Annotated in this window: 15 protein-coding genes; 4 read left to right on the forward strand and 11 right to left on the reverse strand. The window is 62.8% G+C overall.

The annotated features are described in order from the left end of the window. Nucleotides 1-12 precede the first annotated feature (12 nt). From RIN61_RS16390 to RIN61_RS16410, 5 genes are all read right to left on the reverse strand, one after another. A complete protein-coding gene (locus RIN61_RS16390) occupies nt 13-1623 on the reverse strand; it encodes an ABC transporter substrate-binding protein (RefSeq protein WP_313852891.1) in 1611 nt (536 codons plus the stop codon). Nucleotides 1624-1700: 77 nt separating this feature from the next. Next, a complete protein-coding gene (locus tag RIN61_RS16395) occupies nt 1701-3080 on the reverse strand; it encodes an OprD family porin (RefSeq protein WP_112250743.1) in 1380 nt (459 codons plus the stop codon). 233 nt (nt 3081-3313) lie between these two features. After that, nucleotides 3314-4906: an ABC transporter substrate-binding protein gene (locus RIN61_RS16400; RefSeq protein ID WP_215520306.1), complete on the reverse strand. Its 1593-nt coding sequence runs from the start codon at nt 4904-4906 to the stop codon at nt 3314-3316. A gap of 146 nt (nt 4907-5052) precedes the next feature. Then, nucleotides 5053-6678 (reverse strand): ABC transporter substrate-binding protein, encoded by a 1626-nt coding sequence (locus tag RIN61_RS16405; protein ID WP_207877697.1) that lies wholly within the window; start codon nt 6676-6678, stop codon nt 5053-5055. Nucleotides 6679-7148: 470 nt separating this feature from the next. Beyond that, nucleotides 7149-7865, reverse strand: a complete 717-nt coding sequence (locus RIN61_RS16410) for an SIMPL domain-containing protein (RefSeq protein ID WP_015269044.1) — start codon at nt 7863-7865, stop codon at nt 7149-7151. 202 nt (nt 7866-8067) lie between these two features. Here RIN61_RS16410 and RIN61_RS16415 point away from each other — a divergent pair, with 202 nt between their 5' ends. The 4 genes from RIN61_RS16415 (at nt 8068) to RIN61_RS16430 (ending at nt 12448) form a co-directional block, all read left to right on the forward strand. Beyond that, nucleotides 8068-9324 (forward strand): ATP-binding protein, encoded by a 1257-nt coding sequence (locus tag RIN61_RS16415; protein WP_025337805.1) that lies wholly within the window; start codon nt 8068-8070, stop codon nt 9322-9324. Beyond that, nucleotides 9324-9884 carry a response regulator transcription factor gene (locus RIN61_RS16420; protein WP_025337806.1) on the forward strand — a complete coding sequence of 187 codons (561 nt, stop codon included), beginning with the start codon at nt 9324-9326 and terminating at the stop codon, nt 9882-9884. The genes RIN61_RS16415 and RIN61_RS16420 overlap by 1 nt, the downstream gene beginning before the upstream one ends. Before the next feature lie 207 nt (nt 9885-10091). After that, entirely contained in the window at nt 10092-11033 is a 942-nt protein-coding gene (locus tag RIN61_RS16425; protein ID WP_112250747.1) for an AEC family transporter, read from the forward strand. Between the two features lie 56 nt (nt 11034-11089). After that, nucleotides 11090-12448 carry an amino acid permease gene (locus RIN61_RS16430; protein ID WP_112250749.1) on the forward strand — a complete coding sequence of 453 codons (1359 nt, stop codon included), beginning with the start codon at nt 11090-11092 and terminating at the stop codon, nt 12446-12448. Between the two features lie 120 nt (nt 12449-12568). Here the strand turns inward: RIN61_RS16430 and RIN61_RS16435 are convergent, their stop codons facing one another. The 6 genes from RIN61_RS16435 to gatC form a co-directional block, all read right to left on the reverse strand. Further along, nucleotides 12569-12940, reverse strand: a complete 372-nt coding sequence (locus RIN61_RS16435; protein WP_112250751.1) for a carboxymuconolactone decarboxylase family protein — start codon at nt 12938-12940, stop codon at nt 12569-12571. A gap of 10 nt (nt 12941-12950) precedes the next feature. Further along, a complete protein-coding gene (locus RIN61_RS16440; protein WP_112250753.1) occupies nt 12951-13994 on the reverse strand; it encodes a calcium/sodium antiporter in 1044 nt (347 codons plus the stop codon). Nucleotides 13995-14054: 60 nt separating this feature from the next. Beyond that, nucleotides 14055-14435 carry a septal ring lytic transglycosylase RlpA family protein gene (locus RIN61_RS16445; RefSeq protein ID WP_181457309.1) on the reverse strand — a complete coding sequence of 127 codons (381 nt, stop codon included), beginning with the start codon at nt 14433-14435 and terminating at the stop codon, nt 14055-14057. Nucleotides 14436-14578: 143 nt separating this feature from the next. Continuing rightward, the gene (gene gatB / locus RIN61_RS16450) at nt 14579-16024 is read right to left on the reverse strand and encodes an Asp-tRNA(Asn)/Glu-tRNA(Gln) amidotransferase subunit GatB (RefSeq protein ID WP_013971062.1); all 1446 of its coding nucleotides are present in this window, start codon (nt 16022-16024) and stop codon (nt 14579-14581) included. A gap of 11 nt (nt 16025-16035) precedes the next feature. Then, the gene (gene gatA / locus RIN61_RS16455; RefSeq protein WP_313852900.1) at nt 16036-17487 is read right to left on the reverse strand and encodes an Asp-tRNA(Asn)/Glu-tRNA(Gln) amidotransferase subunit GatA; all 1452 of its coding nucleotides are present in this window, start codon (nt 17485-17487) and stop codon (nt 16036-16038) included. Nucleotides 17488-17502: 15 nt separating this feature from the next. Then, nucleotides 17503-17790: an Asp-tRNA(Asn)/Glu-tRNA(Gln) amidotransferase subunit GatC gene (gene gatC / locus RIN61_RS16460; protein ID WP_056795914.1), complete on the reverse strand. Its 288-nt coding sequence runs from the start codon at nt 17788-17790 to the stop codon at nt 17503-17505. Between the last annotated feature and the right edge of the window lie 70 nt (nt 17791-17860).

Consider the following 17860-nt stretch of genomic DNA (forward strand, 5'->3'; position numbering starts at 1 on the left):
GTCGTTGTTGTTCTACTTCACCTTGGTGGTGGCGAAGTTGTTGTTGGTCAGAGGGCTGACTACGTAGCCCTCCACGTTGTCACGCATGGCCGTGAACACCTTCGGGTGAGCCATGCTGATCCAGGGTTGGTCATCATCGTACACCTTCAATGCCTCGCTATAGAGCCTTGCGCGCTCGTCGTTGTCGATCACTTCGCGGGCTCGGCTGATCAGGTCCTGAAATTCGGGGTTGCACCAGCGGGCGTAGTTCTCGCCGCTCTTGACGGCATCGCAACTGAGCAGGGGGCTGAGGAAGTTGTCCGGGTCGCCGTTGTCGCCCGCCCAGCCGGTTGACACCAGGTCGGCTTCGCCCTTCTTGGCCCGGCGCAGCATTTCGGCCCATTCCATCACGCGGATATCCAGCTTCAGGCCTATCTGCTTGAGGTCGGCTTGCAGCATCTCGGCGGACAAGCGCGGATTGGGGTTGGTCGGGCCGCCACCGTTGCGGGTGAACAGGGTGATCACTGTGCCTTCCGGCACCCCGGCTTCCTTGAGCAGTTCACGGGCCTTGGCCAGGTCGCGGGGCGGGTTCCTGTTCTCTCTGTTGTAGCCGATCATGCTCGGCGGGTACGGGTTCACCCCCACCTGAGCGTTACCTTTGCCAAACAGCTGGTCGACATGGGTCTGGCGGTCGAAGGCCATGTTGATGGCTTTGCGCACACGCACATCGCTCAGGTACTTGTGCTGGGTGTTCATCGAGATGTAGCCGGTGACCAGCGCTTCGGTCTCGGCAACCTTTAGCGTGGGGTCTGCCTTGATCGACGGCACATCCTCCGGCTTGGGGTACAACGCGACCTGGCATTCATTGGCGCGAAGCTTCTGCAAGCGCACATTGCTGTCGGTGGCGATGGCGAATATCAGGGCGTCGGCTGGTGGCTTGCCGCGGAAGTAGTCCGGGTTGGGTTTGAAGCGGACCTGGGCGTCTTTGTTATAGCGCTGGAAGATGAACGGGCCGGTGCCGATCGGTTTGCTGTTCAGCTCGGCGGTCTTGCCGGCCTTGAGCAACTGGTCGCCGTATTCGGCGGAGTAGATCGAGGTGAAGCCCATGGCCATGTCCCGCAGGAACGGTGCCTCGGGGCGGGTGAGGGTGATCACTACGGTGTGATCGTCGGTCTTGTCCACCGACTTGAGCAGGCTCTTGAAGGCCATGCTTTCGAAGTACGGGTAGCCGACACTGGTCTTGTCGTGCCATGGGTGCGCCGGATCGAGCTGGCGGCGCAGGCTCCACAGCACATCATCGGCGTTGAATTCGCGAGTGGGCTTGAAGTAGTCGGTGCTGTGGAACTTCACTCCCCGGCGGAGGTGGAAGGTATAGGTCAGTCCGTCCGGCGAGATGTCCCAGCCTTCGGCCAGCGCCGGCTGGACGTCGGTGGTACCAGGCTTGAAGTCGACCAGGCGGTTGAACAGCGTTTCGGAAGCGGCATCGAAGGTGACAGCTGTTGTGTACTGGACAACGTCGAACCCTTCCGGGCTGGCCTCGGTGCACACCACCAGCGGTTTGGCTGCCAGCTGCGTGGCGCCGCCCAGAAGCAGCGCGGTCAGGAACAGGCGCAGTGGACGCGATTTCATGAAAGCTCTCTGCATGGGTTGAAACTCCCTGCTTGCATTGATTCCAGCGTAGCCGCCACGGCCCGCAGCGAAGCAGGCCGTGGCGCCGGCGGTCAGAGAATGTTGAATGGAATGGTGGTAACCACCCGGAACTCGTCCAGGCTGCCATCGCCCTGGGCCTTGCTGGCGCGGTGCGCGGTGTAGGTGGCACGGATGCTGGTGTCTTTCAGCGGCCCACTCTGCACCGCATAACTGGTACCGAAGCCCCACTCGTAATGGGTTTCGCCATCCAGGCCGTTCACGTCATAGGCGGTACCGCGGTAATGGGTACCATCGATGCCCCAGCCGCGGGCGTTGTACAAGTTGAACTTCAGGCCCGGCACGCCGTACGGCGCCATGTTCAGCACGTAGGAAATCTGCAGCGATTTCTCGTTGGGTCCGTTGAAGTCCGACAGCAGCGAGTTGGCCAGGTAGATGCCGTTGGTTTCGTGCAGGTAGTCGAAGTACTCGTTGCCGTTGACCTGCTGCCAGGAGGCGCTGAGGGTGTGGGCCTGGTGTGTCAGGCCGAACGACAGGCTGTAGGTGTCGTTGTCGATCTCGCCCATCTTCTTGCTGCCGGCGTCGACGGTCTTGTAGTAGTTCAGGCCGGTGCTCAGGCTGAGCACCGCGCTGTCGCCGAGCACATGATTGGCGCCGAAGTAGTACTGGTTCCAGAAGTCGTCGACCTTGGTGGCGTACAGGCTGGTGCTCAGGCTCTTGAACGGCTGGTAGTTGATGCCGGCGGTGCTGGCGCGGTCGGTTTCCACGCCAGTGGCACTGTACTCGGTGCGGAACTTGCTGAGGCTCTGTTCGGTACGTGGCGAGACCCGGTCGAAAGTGCCCAGATCGAGGCTCAGGTTGTCGAATTCGGCACTGTGCAGGAATGCGCCCTGGAAGCTCGAGGGCAGGGCGCGGTTGCCGATGTAGGCGATCATCGGCGTGTCCACGGACTGGCGGCCGACGGTGAGGGTGGTGTTGGACACGCGCGCCTTGACGTTGGCAAGGCCCATCTTGCTCCACTGGCCGACCGGGTCGCCGTCGCTGTGGGTCAGGGTGCGGTTGTTGGGCCCTGCGATCGCTTCGCGGCTCTGCTGCAGGGCGATGGCGTTGTAGCCGGCGGCTTCGACGGCGAAACCGACGGTGCCCTGGGTGAAACCGGAGCTGTAGTTGAGGATGGTGCCCTGCACCCAGTTCTCGCGGCTGTGGGTGTCGTGGCGGGTGCCGTCGCTCTTGTAGTACTTCCACAGCGGGGCGCGTGCGGCGCGCTCGCGGGCGTACCAGTTGCGGGTGCTGCCGGACAGGCTCTGGCCGTCGACGAAGCCGCTGGCCTGCTCCTGCTCGCTGCTGCCTTTGAGGGTGATGGGCACGTAGTCCTGGCTTTGCGGGTCGGCCTGGGCCACGGTGGATAAGGCACTGATGGATAAAGCCAGTGCGGTCAAGGTGAATAGTCTCAAGGTTAAAGCTCCCTTTCTGTTCTTCTAGTTATTGCCTGGCCTTGTGGGCCGGGCTTCCTGCTGCGGTGTTGCCAGGGTTGCCCGGGGTCGCCGGGCAGAATCGGGGCGTTGTGTTGGCTGTGCCGGCCCTTTCGCGGGTAAACCCGCTCCCACAGGTGCACCACAGGTTTCGGCATGTGCGCCGTACCTGTGGGAGCGGGTTTACCCGCGAAGAGGCCCTTGAGGGCTAAAGATCAATCAACACTCACACCGGAAAAATCATTGCGCCCGAACGGGCTGACCTTGAACTCGGAAACCTTGACGCTGAGCGGTTGGTTGACCGTGGAGTGCGCCACCGGGGTAATCGGCACCTGTTGCTTGAGCCGCTGCTGGGCCTGCTGGTACAGGGCGGTGCGCTGTGCGCGGTCGGTGACTTGCTTGGCCTGCTTGACCAGGCTGTCGTACTGCGCATCGCACCACAGCGAGTAGTTGTTGCTGCCAATGGCATCGCAGTTGTAGAGGGTGCCCAGCCAGTTGTCCGGGTCGCCGTTGTCCCCGGTCCAGCCGATCAGGGCGATATCGTGCTCGCCGCTTTTCATGCGCTTGAGGTACTCGCCCCATTCGTAGCTGACAATGCGCACCTTGAAGCCGAGCTTGCTCCAGTCGGCCTGGAGCATTTCCGCCATCAGCTTGGCGTTGGGGTTATACGGGCGCTGCACCGGCATGGCCCACAGGGTGATCTCGGTGCCCGGCTTGACCCCGGCCTGCTGCAGTAGCTGTTTGGCCTTTTCCGGGTCGAAGGGCGCGTCCTTGAGGCTGTCGTCATAGGACCACTGGGTCGGTGGCATGGCGTTCACAGCCAACTGGCCGGAATCCTGGTACACAGCCTGGATGATCGCCTGCTTGTTCACTGCCATGTCCATCGCCTGGCGCACTTCCAGGCGGTCGAACGGTGGGTGCTGGGTGTTGTAGGCGATGTAACCGAGATTGAAGCCAGGTTGCTGCAGCACCTGCAGTTTGCTGTCGGCCTTGAGCGCCGGCAGGTCGGCGGGGCGCGGGTGCAGGGTGACCTGGCATTCGTTGCGACGCAGCTTCTGGATGCGCACCGAAGGGTCGATGTTGATCGAGAACACCAGGTTGTCGATTTTCACGTCCTGCGGTGACCAATAGGCCTTGTTGCCCTTGTAGCGGATCTGCGAGTCCTTCTGATAACGCTGGAACACGAACGGGCCGGTACCGATCGGTTGCTGGTTGATGTCGCTGGGGCGCCCACTGGCCATCAGCTGTTCGGCGTATTCGGCAGAGAGGATGGAAGCGAAGCTCATGGCCAGGTTCTGGATGAACGCGGCATCGACGCTGTTCAGGGTGAACACCACGGTCAGTGGACCGGTCTTTTCGACACGGGCGATGTTCTTGTCCAGGCCCATGCTGATGAAATAGGGGAACTCGGTCGGGTAGGCCTGGCGGAACGGGTGGTTCTTGTCGAGCATGCGGTTGAAGGTGAACAGCACGTCGTCGGCGTTGAAGTCGCGGCTTGGTGCAAAGGCGTTGTTGCTGTGGAATTTCACCCCTTCGCGCAGGTGGAAGGTGTAGCGCAGGCCATCCTCGGACACTTCCCAGCGGGTCGCCAGGGCAGGGTGCACGGCGGTGCCGCCGCGTTCGAACTCGACCAGGCGGTTGTAGAGCGGTTCGGCGGCGTCGTTGTCGGTGGCGCTGGTGTACTGGGCGGTGTCGAAGCCGGCCGGGCTGCCTTCGGAGCAGAACACCAGGTTTTTGGCCAGCAGGGCCGGCGATTGGCTGATCAGGCCCAGGGCCAGCAGGGCGGAAAGGCGGGTGGTATGGCGCATGGAAAGTCCTTTTACGTCTGTTTGCGCCGCCTCGGGGTACGAATGGCGGCAACAGGTCGCCGACCCCGCTGCGGATGGCCGCGGGACGACATGAAGGGGTGCGAGGTTGGCGGGGCACCCGCCGCTCGGCGGGTGCCTTGGCTAGCCTATTTGTCCACGCTGACGCCGTAGAAGGAGTTCAGCGCGAACGGGCTGATCTTGAAGTCCTTAACCTTGGCGCTCATGGGCTGGTACACGGTGGAGTGGGCGATCGGGGTGATCGGCACCTGCTCCTTGAGGATGTGCTGTGCCTGCTGGTACAGCTCGGTGCGCTTGGCCTGGTCGGAGGTGGCCTTGGCCTGCTTGATCAGGTCGTCGTAGGGCTTGTAGCACCACTTGGAGAAGTTGTTGCCGTTCATGGCGTCGCAGCCATACAGGGTGCCCAGCCAGTTGTCCGGGTCACCGTTGTCACCGCTCCAGCCAATCAGCATGGCGCCCTGTTCGCCGCTTTTGGAGCGCTTGATGTATTCGCCCCATTCATAGCTGACGATCTTCGCCTTGATGCCGACCTTGGCCCAGTCAGACTGCAGCATCTCGGCCATCAGCTTGGCATTGGGGTTGTACGGGCGTTGCACCGGCATCGCCCACAGGGTGATTTCAGTACCTTCCTTGACGCCGGCTTCCTTGAGCAGCTGCTTGGCTTTTTCAGGGTCGAACGAGGCGTCCTTGATGCTGTCGTCATAGGACCACTGGGTTGGCGGCATGGCGTTGACCGCCAGCTGGCCGGCACCCTGATAGACCGACTCGATGATCTTTTTCTTGTCCACGGCCATGTCCAGCGCCTCGCGGACTTTCAGCTGGGCCAGCGGGTTGGCCTCGTTGCTGCCCTTGACCTTGTCCATCACGTTGTAGGCGATGTAGCCGAGGTTGAAGCCGGCTTGCTGCGGCATCTGCAGCTTGGGGTCCTGCTTCAGCGGCTGGATGTCGGCCGGGCGCGGGAACAGGGTGACCTGGCACTCGTTCTTCTTCAGCTTCTGCATGCGCACCGAGGCGTCGGTGGTGATGGCGAAGATCAGGTTGTCGATCTTCACGTCATCGGGTTGCCAGTAGTCCTTGTTGCCCTTGAAGCGGATCTGCGCGTCCTTCTGGTACTTGCTGAACACGAACGGGCCAGTGCCGATCGGCTTCTGGTTGATGTCGGCGGCCTTGCCTTCCTTGAGCAGCTGGTCGGCGTATTCGGCGGACTGGATCGAGGCGAAGCTCATGGCCAGGTTCTGGATGAACGCGGCGTCGACTTCATTGAGGGTGAACTTGACCGTGTGTTCGTCGAGCTTTTCCAGCTTGGCGATGTTCTTGTCCATGCCCATGTCGGTGAAGTACGGGAACTCGGTGGGGTAGGCCTGGCGGAACGGGTGGTTCTTGTCGAGCATGCGGTTGAAGGTGAACAGCACGTCGTCGGCGTTGAAGGGGCGGGTGGGCTTGAAGTAGTCGGTGGTGTGGAACTTGACCCCTTCGCGAAGGTGGAAGGTGTAGGTCTTTCCGTCGTCGGAGACTTCCCACTTGGTCGCCAGGCCGGGGATGACTGCAGTGCCGCCGCGTTCGAACTGGGTCAGACGGTTGAACACGGTCTCGGCCGAGGCGTCAAAGTCAGTTCCTGTGGTGTATTGCCCCGGGTCGAAGCCGGCCGGGCTGCCTTCGGAGCAGAACACCAGGTTGGACGCGGCGAGGGCCGACGGTGCGGCGGAGAGCAAGCCTGCGCCTAGCAGGAACGGAATGACTGCGTGTTTGAGCATGGTGGCCTCATTGTTGTCATTTTTCGATTGAGGTGGCCTCGTGAGCCGACCTGCGGATACTTATGCAGGGGCTGTTCCCAATGCAATACGGGGAAGGATGATTGGCGCCAGAAAAGTGGTACGCGCGTACATGAATGTCGCATTGCTATAACTTTCAACGAAGTTGAACGTTTGCGCAGGCAAAATGATGGCTTTTTGCGGGAAATTTCGAGGCGGGGTTAGTGTAGGAAGCGCCTTTTTGGTGCGTAGGAAACTTCCGAAAATCCTAATTTGACGGACAACTGGATTCGCAAGCGATCCGCGTACCCTGTGGGAGCGGCTTTAGCCGCGAAGAATCCAACGCGGTGCATGGCACCGGCTGCGCCGGTGTTCGCGGCTAAAGCCGCTCCCACAGGGTCCCTGCTAATTCAATGAGTTATGTGCCGTTCCATGAGAGCGGGAAAGCCCGCTCCCACAGGTATTTCGTGGATCTAAGGCATCTGCACTTCGATCAGGCCATCGGCATTCATGCTCACTTCACTGGTCCCGGCCTCGATATCCGGCGCCGGTGCCGACTCATCAGCCCCCATGGCCTTCATCGCCATCGGCGCACTGCGCAGGTACGGGCGTGGGTAACCGCTGCTGTTCAGGTTCAGGCTGACCACTTTGTAGCCCTTGCCACCCAGCGCCTCGGTAGCCAGTTGCGCGCGCGCCTTGAAGGCATCCACCGCATCCTTGAGCAGTGCATCCTCGCTGGCCTTGCGCGTGGCCGGGGCGATGGAGAAGTCCATGCCACCCATCTTCAGCTCTTGCAGCAGGTCGGCGGTCAGCTGCGAGAGGGCCGGGAAGTTGGCGCTTTCCAGGCGCAACTCGGCGCGCTCGCGCCAGCCGGTGATCTTCTGGCCCTTGCTGTCATATACCGGGTAGCTGTTGCGGCTGCCCTGGCTGATCTTCACGTCCTTGACCTGGCGCGACTGCTGTACGGCCTTGTTCATGGTTTCGGTGATCTGTTTGGCGAGCTTGCCCGGGTCGGTGTTCTGCGCTTCGCTGTACAGGGTAACGACCATCAGGTCGCGCGCCACTTCCTTGCTGACTTCGGCACGCAGCGAGACCTGGTTGTAGCGCGGCTCATCGGCAGCCAGTGCCGGCAGGCTGGCGAGCAGGCCGCAGGACAGGATCAGGGCGGTGCCGCGACGTGGGATTTGCATGTGGTACTCCTTGGCAATATAAGGCGTGGGTTGTGGTCATCCATTCCACGCATGGCCCATCAGACCGGCAACAGTGTAGTGGGTTCAAAAGTGCCATCATCAACCTGTGACAAAGTGTGGCGCTTTGCCGCATCGCTGCAGCGAGGCGCCCGGCTTCGGTATACTCCAGCCGATTTTTCTGGAGCACTCATCAGGAGAGCTCATGCTCGCCGCCGTACAACCGCTGTCTGCTACCCGCCAGAACCTCTGGCGCCTGACCGTCATTCGGGTCCTGGTCCTGGCTGCCCAGGCCGGCTCCGTGGGGGTCGCCTACTGGACCGAGCTGCTGCCCTTGCCCTGGCTGTCGCTGGCCGGCACCTTGGCCTTGTCTTCGCTGCTGTGCGCCTTCACGGCGCTGCGCCTGCGCCTGTCGTTGCCGGTCACCGAGCTGGAGTATGCCCTGCAACTGGCCTGCGACCTGCTGATCCACAGTGCCTTGCTGTATTACTCCGGCGGCTCGACCAACCCGTTCGTGTCGTATTACCTGGTGCCGCTGGCGATTGCCGCAGTCACCTTGCCGTGGTTGTATTCGCTGATCCTTTCCGGCATTGCCCTGACCGCCTACAGCCTGCTGCTGGTGCAGTTCTACCCGCTCGAAGGCCTGCCGATGGCGCGGGACAAGATGCAGGTCTATGGCATGTGGTTGAGCATTGCCCTGGCCGCCGCGGTGATCACCTTCTTTGCCGCGCGCATGGCCGAAGAGCTGCGCCGCCAGGAGCAGCTGCGTTCCGAGCGGCGTGAAGAAAGCCTGCGCGACGAGCAGCTGCTGGCCGTGGCCACCCAGGCCGCCGGTGCCGCCCATGAGCTGGGCACGCCGTTGGCGACCATGAGCGTGCTGCTGAATGAGATGCGCCAGGACCACGCCGACCCGTTGCTGCAGGAAGACCTGCAGATCCTTCAGGACCAGGTGAAGCTGTGCAAGGAAACCCTGCAACAGCTGGTGCGCGCCGCCGAAGCCAACCGCCGCCTGGCCGTGGTGGAGCAGGACGTGACGGCCTGGCTGGACGAAGCGCTCAACCGTTGGCACCTGATGCGCCCGGAAGCCAGCTACCGCTTCCAGCGCCTGCGTGACGGCCAGGTGCCGCGCCTGACCCCGCCGCCGGACCTGACCCAGGCGCTGTTGAACCTGTTGAACAATGCCGCCGATGCCTGCCCCGATGACCTTGAAGTGCGCCTGGACTGGGACGCCCATGACATCGTCATCAGCATCCGCGACCATGGCCCCGGCGTGCCACCGGCCATCGCCGAAGCCATCGGCAAACCCTTCATTACCACCAAAGGCAAAGGCTTCGGCCTGGGCCTGTTCTTGAGCAAGGCCAGCGTGACCCGTGCGGGCGGTTCGGTGAAACTCTATAGTCATGAACAGGGTGGCACCCTGACCGAACTGCGCCTGCCCTATGGCAAGCGAGGAGATGAATGATGAGCGAAGAAAACCAGGTCGAAGGCGAAGAGCTGCCGCACCTGCTGCTGGTGGATGACGATGCCACCTTCACCCGGGTCATGGCCCGTGCCATGAGCCGCCGCGGTTTCCGCGTGAGCACTGCCAGCTCTGCCGAAGAAGGGTTGATCCTGGCCCAGCAGGACCTGCCGGACTACGCCACGCTGGACCTGAAGATGGACGGCGACTCCGGGCTGGTGCTACTGCCCAAGCTGCTGGAGCTGGATCCGGAAATGCGCGTGGTGATACTGACCGGTTACTCGAGCATTGCCACCGCGGTGGAAGCGGTCAAGCGCGGCGCGTGCAACTACCTGTGCAAGCCGGCCGATGCCGATGATGTGCTGGCGGCGCTGCTGTCGGAGCACACCGACCTGGACACCCTGGTGCCGGAAAACCCGATGTCGGTCGACCGCCTGCAGTGGGAGCACATCCAGCGCGTGCTGAACGAGCACGAAGGCAATATCTCGGCCACCGCGCGGGCGCTGGGCATGCACCGGCGGACCTTGCAGCGCAAACTGCAGAAGCGCCCGGTTCGGCGCTGATTCAGTACCGGCCTCTTCGCGGGTAAACCCGCTCCCACAGGTATTTCACAAGCCTCCAGACCTGTGCAGTACCTGTGGGAGCGGGTTTACCCGCGAAAGGGCCGCAACTGACAGAAACTTCTCTTTATCACCCCGCGATCCCCGCAACTCCCGGCCGTTGGCGTATCATTAGCCCCCTAACGGCAACCCCTCCAGGATCGCTTGCGCATGCTTGCCCTTCTTATCCAGACACTGAACATCACGGCACCGGTCTTCGCCATGCTGTTCATGGGCGTGCTGCTCAAACGTATTCGCCTGATCGACGACAATTTCAACCGCGTTGCCTCACAGCTGGTGTTCAACGTGTGCATGCCGGCGCTGCTGTTCCTCGGCATCTATCACGCCGACCTGGCCACGGCGGTCAAGCCCGGTGTCCTTCTCTATTTCATCGTCGCCACCCTGGCCGGCTTCGCCATTGCCTGGGGCCTGGCCATCTGGCGCAGCCCGCTGGCCGACCGGGGCATCTATACCCAGGGCGCATTCCGCGGCAACAACGGAGTGATCGGCCTGGCCCTGGCCGCCAGTCTCTACGGCGACTACGGCATCTCCCTGGGGGCGGTGCTCGCCGGCCTGGTCATCCTCCTGTACAACTCGCTGTCGGCAGTGGTGCTGGCGGTGTACAGCCCGGACCTGAAGTCCGACCCGTGGAGCATCTGCAAAAGCATCCTCAGCAACCCGCTGATCATCAGCGTGCTGGTGGCCACGCCCATGGCCTACGGCCAGGTGCCGCTGCCCAACTGGCTGCTGACCTCGGGCGACTACCTGGCGCAGATGACCCTGCCGCTGGCGCTGATCTGCATCGGTGGCACGCTGTCGCTGGCGGCGCTGCGCGACAGTGGCAGGCTGGCCATCGACGCCAGCCTGGTGAAGATGGTCTGGCTACCGCTGTTCGGCACCCTCGGTGCCTGGCTGTGCGGCTTCCGCGGGGCCGAGCTGGGCATCCTGTTCCTGTACATCGGCAGCCCGACCGCAGCGGCCAGCTACGTCATGGCGCGGGCGGCCAACGGCAACCATGAGCTGGCGGCGTCGATCATCGTGATTACCACGCTGATGGCGGCGATCACCACCAACATCGGTATTTTCATCTTGCAGTGGGGCGGATGGATCTAGATCCTTGACTGCAAACAACACAAAAAACACAGCCTCACTGAGCTAAAGGACACTTCATGCAAGACCAGAGCACGCCCGAGCGGTTACAGCGCGGGCTGAAGAATCGCCATATCCAGCTGATCGCGTTGGGCGGGGCCATCGGTACCGGGTTGTTCCTGGGTATCGCCCAGACCATCCAGCTGGCCGGCCCCTCCGTCCTGCTGGGCTACGCCATTGCCGGCCTCATGGCCTTCCTGATCATGCGCCAGCTCGGTGAAATGGTGGTTGAAGAGCCGGTGGCCGGCAGCTTCAGCCACTTCGCCCACCAGTACTGGAGCGAGTTCGCCGGCTTCGTCTCGGGCTGGAACTATTGGGTGGTGTATGTACTGGTCGGCATGGCCGAGCTGACAGCGGTGGGTATCTACGTTCAGTACTGGTGGCCAGGCTTCCCCACCTGGGCGACGGCGGCGATCTTCTTCGTGGTGATCAACCTGATCAACCTGACCCAGGTGAAGGTATACGGCGAGATGGAGTTCTGGTTCGCCCTGGTCAAGGTGGTGGCCATCGTCAGCATGATCGGCTTCGGCGCCTGGCTGCTGAGCAGCGGCCATGGCGGCCCGGATGCCAGCGTGGCCAACCTCTGGCAGTACGGCGGCTTCTTCCCCAACGGCGTCACCGGCCTGGTGATGGCGCTGGCAGTGATCATGTTCTCGTTTGGTGGCCTGGAACTGGTGGGCATCACCGCCGCCGAGGCCGACAACCCGCGTCAGAGCATCCCCAAGGCCACCAACCAGGTGGTGTACCGCATCCTCATCTTCTACATCGGTGCCCTGGCGGTGCTGCTGTCGTTGTACCCATGGCAGAAGGTGGTGCAGGGTGGCAGCCCGTTCGTGATGATCTTCCACGAACTGGACAGTGACCTGGTGGCGACCATCCTCAATATCGTGGTGCTGACGGCTGCGCTATCGGTGTACAACAGCTGCGTGTACGCCAACAGCCGCATGCTGTTCGGCCTGGCCAGCCAGGGCGACGCACCGCGTCAGTTGCTGAAGGTAAGCCGTAGCGGCGTACCGCTGACCGCGCTGGGTGTGTCGGCTTTCGCTACCGGGCTGTGCGTGGTGATCAACTACCTGATGCCGGGCGAGGCCTTTGGCTTGCTGATGGCCCTGGCGGTGTCGGCGCTGGTGATCAACTGGGCGAGCATCAGTATTACCCACCTGAAGTTCCGCAAGGCCAAGCTGGCGGCCGGGATTACCCCGTTCTACAAGAGCTGGGGGCACCCGGTCACCAACTACCTGTGCCTGGCGTTCATCGTGCTGATCCTGGTGGTGATGTACCTGACCCCGCCGATTCGCATCTCGGTGATGCTGATCCCTGGGTGGATCCTGCTGCTGTGGGTGGCCTTCAAGATGAAGAAGGCTCGCCAGGCAAGGTAGGTAACACAGTACTGGCCTCTTCGCGGGTAAACCCGCTCCCACAGGTACCCCACAGGCCCTGAAACCTGTGCAGTACCTGTGGGAGCGGGTTTACCCGCGAAGAGGCCGGTACTGAAAAACCTATTTGTAACTGTCGATCACTTCCTGTGCCGCACGGAACGCATCGATCGCCGCCGGCACCCCCGCATACACCGCGCAATGCAGTAGCGCTTCGCGAATCTCCTCCACCGTACAGCCATTGTTCAACGCCCCGCGCACATGCCCCTTCAGCTCCTGCGGGCACTTGAGCGCTGTCAGTGTCGCCAGGGTAATCAGGCTGCGGGTTTTCAATGGCAGCCCGTCGCGGGCCCACACACTGCCCCAGGCATGTTCGTTGACAAAATCCTGCAGTGGCTGGGTGAAGTCGGTGGCATTGCCCAAGGCGCGGTCGACGAACGCATCGCCCATCACCTGGCGCCGAATCTGTTCGCCGGTTTTCTTGCTATCAGCCATGTTGTTTTCCTTAGTGTTGGCGGCGCCAGGCTCGTGCGGTGGTGTACAGCAACACCATGGCAAGCACCGGCAATACATAGAACAGCATCAACCGCTCCAGGCGGCCGGCCAGTGGCATGCCCATGGTAAACGCGGCTACATGCAGCCCATAAGCCAGGTACAGGCAGAGGAACACCAGGCCTTCGGCGCGGGTGATGCGGTAACCGGAATAGAACACCGGCAGGCTCAGCACAGCAACACCCAGCATTACCGGCAGGTCGAAGGCCAAGGCATTGGGTGAGATCGAAAGCGGCTCGGGCGTGACCAGTGCAGTCAGGCCCAGTACGGCCAGCAGGTTGAACAGGTTGCTGCCGATCACTGTGCCCACGGCGATTTCCCGTTCACCGCGCAGGGCGGCGATCAGCGCAGCGGCCAGTTCCGGCAGAGAAGTGCAGATGGCAACGACAGTCAGGCCGATGATGCGCTCGGACAGCCCCAGGTCGGTGGCCACCTCCACGGCGGCCTCCAGCAACAAGTGGCCTGCCAGGCTCAGCAGACCCAGGCCGGCCAGCACCTGCAGCAGCGTACCCGACCAGAAGCGCCCGGTACTGCTGGTGACGGTGGTCGGTGCGGGGTAGGTGCGGGCGTAGTGGCGCGACTGGTGCCAAAGCATTGCCAGGTAGCCGACCAGGCCGATCAGCAGTAGCCCTCCTTCGAGCCGGCCCAGGTGGCCGTTGGCGGATAACGCATAGACCAGGCCGCTGGCGACGATCATCAGGGGAATGTCCAGGCGCACCAGTTGCCGCGACACGCGCAGCGGGATTATCAGTGCGGCCAGGCCGAGAATGACCAGTACGTTGAAGATGTTGCTGCCGATCACGCTGCCCACCGCCACATCTGGCGCGCCCTGGTAGGCGGCCTGAAGGCTCACGGTCATTTGCGGGGCAGTGCTGCCGAAGGCCACCAGGCTCAGGCCGATGATCAGCGGGCGTACATGCAGGCGCTGGGCCAGGCGCAGGGATGCGCGCACCAGCAGTTCGGCACCGCCGATCAGCAACAGCAGCGCGATGCCCAGTTGCAGAAGGCTGAAGGTGGGAAGGGTAGCCAGGTCGAAAATGGTCGGACTCCTGTCGCGTCAGTCGCTAAGCCCTTGTACTCGCACGCGCGCGGTTCCGCTACGGATCATGCCGATTTTTTCTGCGGCGGCACGTGAAAGATCGATCAGACGGCCGCGGGTATGGGGGCCACGGTCGTTGATGCGCACCACGACGCTGCGTTGGTTGGCCAGGTTGGTCACTCGTACCCGGGTGCCGAAAGGCAGGCTGCGGTGTGCGGCGGTGAGGCCATGCTGGTTGAACGGTTCGCCGCTGGCGGTGCGTTTACCGTGGTGGCGAGCGCCGTAATAGGAAGCAGTGCCGGTCTTGTCGTAGCCGTCGGGGTCGACGTCGATGTCCTGGCTGGCGCAGCCGGCCAGCAGGGTGAAGAGGGCGAGGGTGCTCAGGGATCGCTTTAGCAACTCAGATGCTCCGATATGGCCCATTCGCGGCTAAAGCCGCTCCCACAGGTACACCACCGCTTCGAGAGCAGCGCTGTACCTGTGGGAGCGGCTTCAGCCGCGAACGAGGGCGAAGCCCTCGCAGGACTACAGGGATAAAACAATCACCCTTCGAGCTTGGCCTTGAGCAATTGGTTCACTTGCCCCGGGTTGGCCTTGCCTTTGGAGGCTTTCATCGCCTGGCCGACGAAGAAGCCGAACATCTTGCCGCGCTTGGCCTCGTCGGCTGCGCGGTACTGTTCGACCTGTTCGGCGTTGGCCGCCAGCACTTCGTCGAGCATCTTGTCGATCGCACCGGTATCGGTGACCTGCTTCAGGCCCTTGCTTTCGATGATGCTGTCGGCATCGCCTTCACCGGCGGCCATGGCCTCGAACACGGTCTTGGCGATCTTGCCGCTGATGGTGTTGTCGCGGATACGCAGCAGCATGCCGCCCAGCTGTGCGGCGCTGACTGGCGCCTGATCGATCTCGATGCCCAGCTTGTTCAGCAGGCTGCCCAGTTCGACCATGACCCAGTTGGCAGCCAGCTTGGCATCGCCACCGATCTTTACCACTTCCTCGAAGTAGTCCGCCTGTTCGCGGCTGGAAGCCAGCACGTTGGCGTCGTAGGCCGACAGGCCGTACTGGTTCTGGAAGCGCTCGACCTTCTGCGTCGGCAGTTCCGGCAAGCCGGCGCGGACGGTTTCGAGGAAGCTGTCCTCGATCACCACCGGCAGCAGGTCGGGGTCTGGGAAGTAACGGTAGTCGTTGGCTTCCTCCTTGCTGCGCATGGAGCGGGTCTCATCCTTGTTCGGGTCGTACAGGCGGGTTTCCTGTACCACCTTGCCGCCGTCCTCGATCAGGTCGATCTGGCGCTGTATCTCGCTGTTGATCGCGCGCTCGATGAAGCGGAACGAGTTGACGTTCTTGATCTCGCAGCGGGTACCGAACTCGGCCTGGCCTTTCGGGCGGATCGACACGTTGCAGTCGCAACGCAGCGAGCCTTCGGCCATGTTGCCGTCGCAGATGCCCAGGTAACGCACCAGCGCGTGGATCGCCTTGACGTAGGCCACGGCTTCCTTGGCGCTGCGCATGTCAGGCTCGGAGACGATTTCCAGCAGCGGGGTGCCGGCACGGTTCAGGTCGATGCCGGTGGAGCCGCTGAAGTCTTCGTGCAGGCTCTTGCCGGCGTCTTCTTCCAGGTGCGCGCGGGTTACCCCGATGCGCTTGATGGTGCCGTCTTCCAGGGCGATGTCCAGGTGGCCCTTGCCGACGATCGGCAGGTCCATCTGGCTGATCTGGTAGCCCTTGGGCAGGTCCGGATAGAAGTAGTTCTTGCGCGCGAACACGTTGCGCTTGCCGATCTCGGCATCGATGGCCAGGCCGAACATGCACGCCATGCGCACGGCTTCCTGGTTCAGTACCGGCAGTACGCCGGGCATGCCCAGGTCAACCAGGCTGGCCTGGGTGTTCGGCTCGGAACCGAATGTGGTGGCGCTGCCGGAGAAGATCTTCGACTGGGTGGCGAGCTGAGTGTGGATTTCCAGCCCGATCACAACTTCCCATTGCATGTGTGAATTCCTCAGAAGCCGTTGGGGGCGCGGGTGTGCCAGTCGGTCACTTGCTGGTAGCGGTGCGCGACGTTGAGCAGGCGGCCTTCCTGGAAGTATGGCGCCAGCAGCTGCACGCCGACCGGCAGGCCATCGACGAAGCCGGCCGGCATCGACAGGCCCGGCAGGCCCGCCAGGTTGGCGGTGATGGTGTAGACGTCTTCGAGGTAGGCGGCGACCGGGTCGCTGCTCTTGGCGCCGAGCTTCCAGGCCGGGTTTGGCGTGGTCGGGCCGAGGATCAGGTCGACGTCGTTGAAGGCGGCCATGAAGTCGTTCTTGATCAGACGGCGGATCTGCTGCGCCTTGACGTAGTAGGCGTCGTAGTAGCCGGCCGACAGGGCGTAGGTGCCGACCATGATGCGCCGTTGCACTTCGACACCGAAGCCTTCGCCACGCGAACGCTTGTACAGGTCGGTGAGGTCTTTCGGGTTTTCGCAGCGGTAGCCGAAACGCACGCCGTCGAAGCGCGACAGGTTGGACGAGGCTTCAGCGGGGGCGATCACGTAGTAGGCCGGGATGGCGTGCTGCATGTTCGGCAGGCTGATTTCCTTGACCACCGCACCGAGCTTTTCCAGCTCCTTGACGCTGGCCTGGACCAGGTCGGCGATGCGTGGGTCGAGGCCGGCACCGAAGTACTCCTTCGGCAGGCCGATGCGCAGGCCCTGCAGCGAAGCATTCAGGCTGGCGCTGTAGTCCGGCACCGGCTCTTCGATGCTGGTGGAGTCCTTGGCGTCGAAACCGGCCATGCCTTGCAGCAGCAGGGCGCAGTCTTCGGCAGTACGGGCCAGCGGGCCACCCTGATCGAGGCTGGAGGCATAGGCGATCATGCCCCAGCGCGACACCCGGCCATAGGTTGGCTTGAGGCCGGTAAGGTTGGTCAGTGCCGCCGGTTGGCGGATCGAACCGCCGGTGTCGGTGCCGGTGGTGGCTGGCAGCAGGCGCGCAGCCACTGCCGCGGCCGAACCACCCGACGAGCCGCCCGGAACATGCTCGAGGTTCCATGGGTTCTTCACCGCGCCGTAGTGGCTGGATTCGTTGGCCGAACCCATGGCGAATTCGTCCATGTTGGTCTTGCCCAGGGTAACCATGCCGGCTTCAGCCAGCTTGGCGACCACGGTGGCGTCATACGGCGCCTTGAAGTTGTCGAGCATCTTCGAGCCGCAGCTGGTACGTACGCCGTTGGTGCAGAACAGGTCCTTGTGGGCGATAGGGGCACCCAGCAGCGCGCCGGTTTCGCCAGCGGCGCGACGGGCGTCGGCGGCACGCGCCTGGCCCAGGGCCAGGTCTTCGGTGACGCTGATGAAGCTGTTGATCTGCGGGTCGAGCTGCTTGATGCGCGCCAGCAGGGCGCCGGTCAGCTCTTCGGAGGAAAACGACTTGTCGGCGAGTCCGCGGGCGATCTCGGCCAGGGTCAATTGATGCATGGCAGGCTCTATCCCTTACTCGATGACTTTGGGAACCAGGTACAGACCGCTTTCGGTCGACGGCGCGATAGCCTGGTAGGTATCGCGCTGGTTGCTCTCGGTGACCTGGTCGGGACGCAGACGCTGGCTGGCCTCCAGGGGGTGGGCCAGTGGCTCGATGCCGGTAGTGTCGACCGCTTGCATCTGGTCGACCAGCCCGAGAATGCTGTTCAGTGCGTCAGTAATGCGTGGCAGTTCGCCATCATTCAGGCCCAGACGGGCCAGATGGGCGATCTTTTCCACGTCGCAGCGTTCAAGCGCCATGGGGATCTCCAGGGGAAACAAAGACCGGAATTTGGGTCCGCAGTGAGGAACATGTCAGCTTTCTGGCGGT

Origin of the sequence: Pseudomonas inefficax (assembly GCF_032164165.1) — a bacterium.
Classification (GTDB): Bacteria; Pseudomonadota; Gammaproteobacteria; order Pseudomonadales; family Pseudomonadaceae; genus Aquipseudomonas; species Aquipseudomonas inefficax.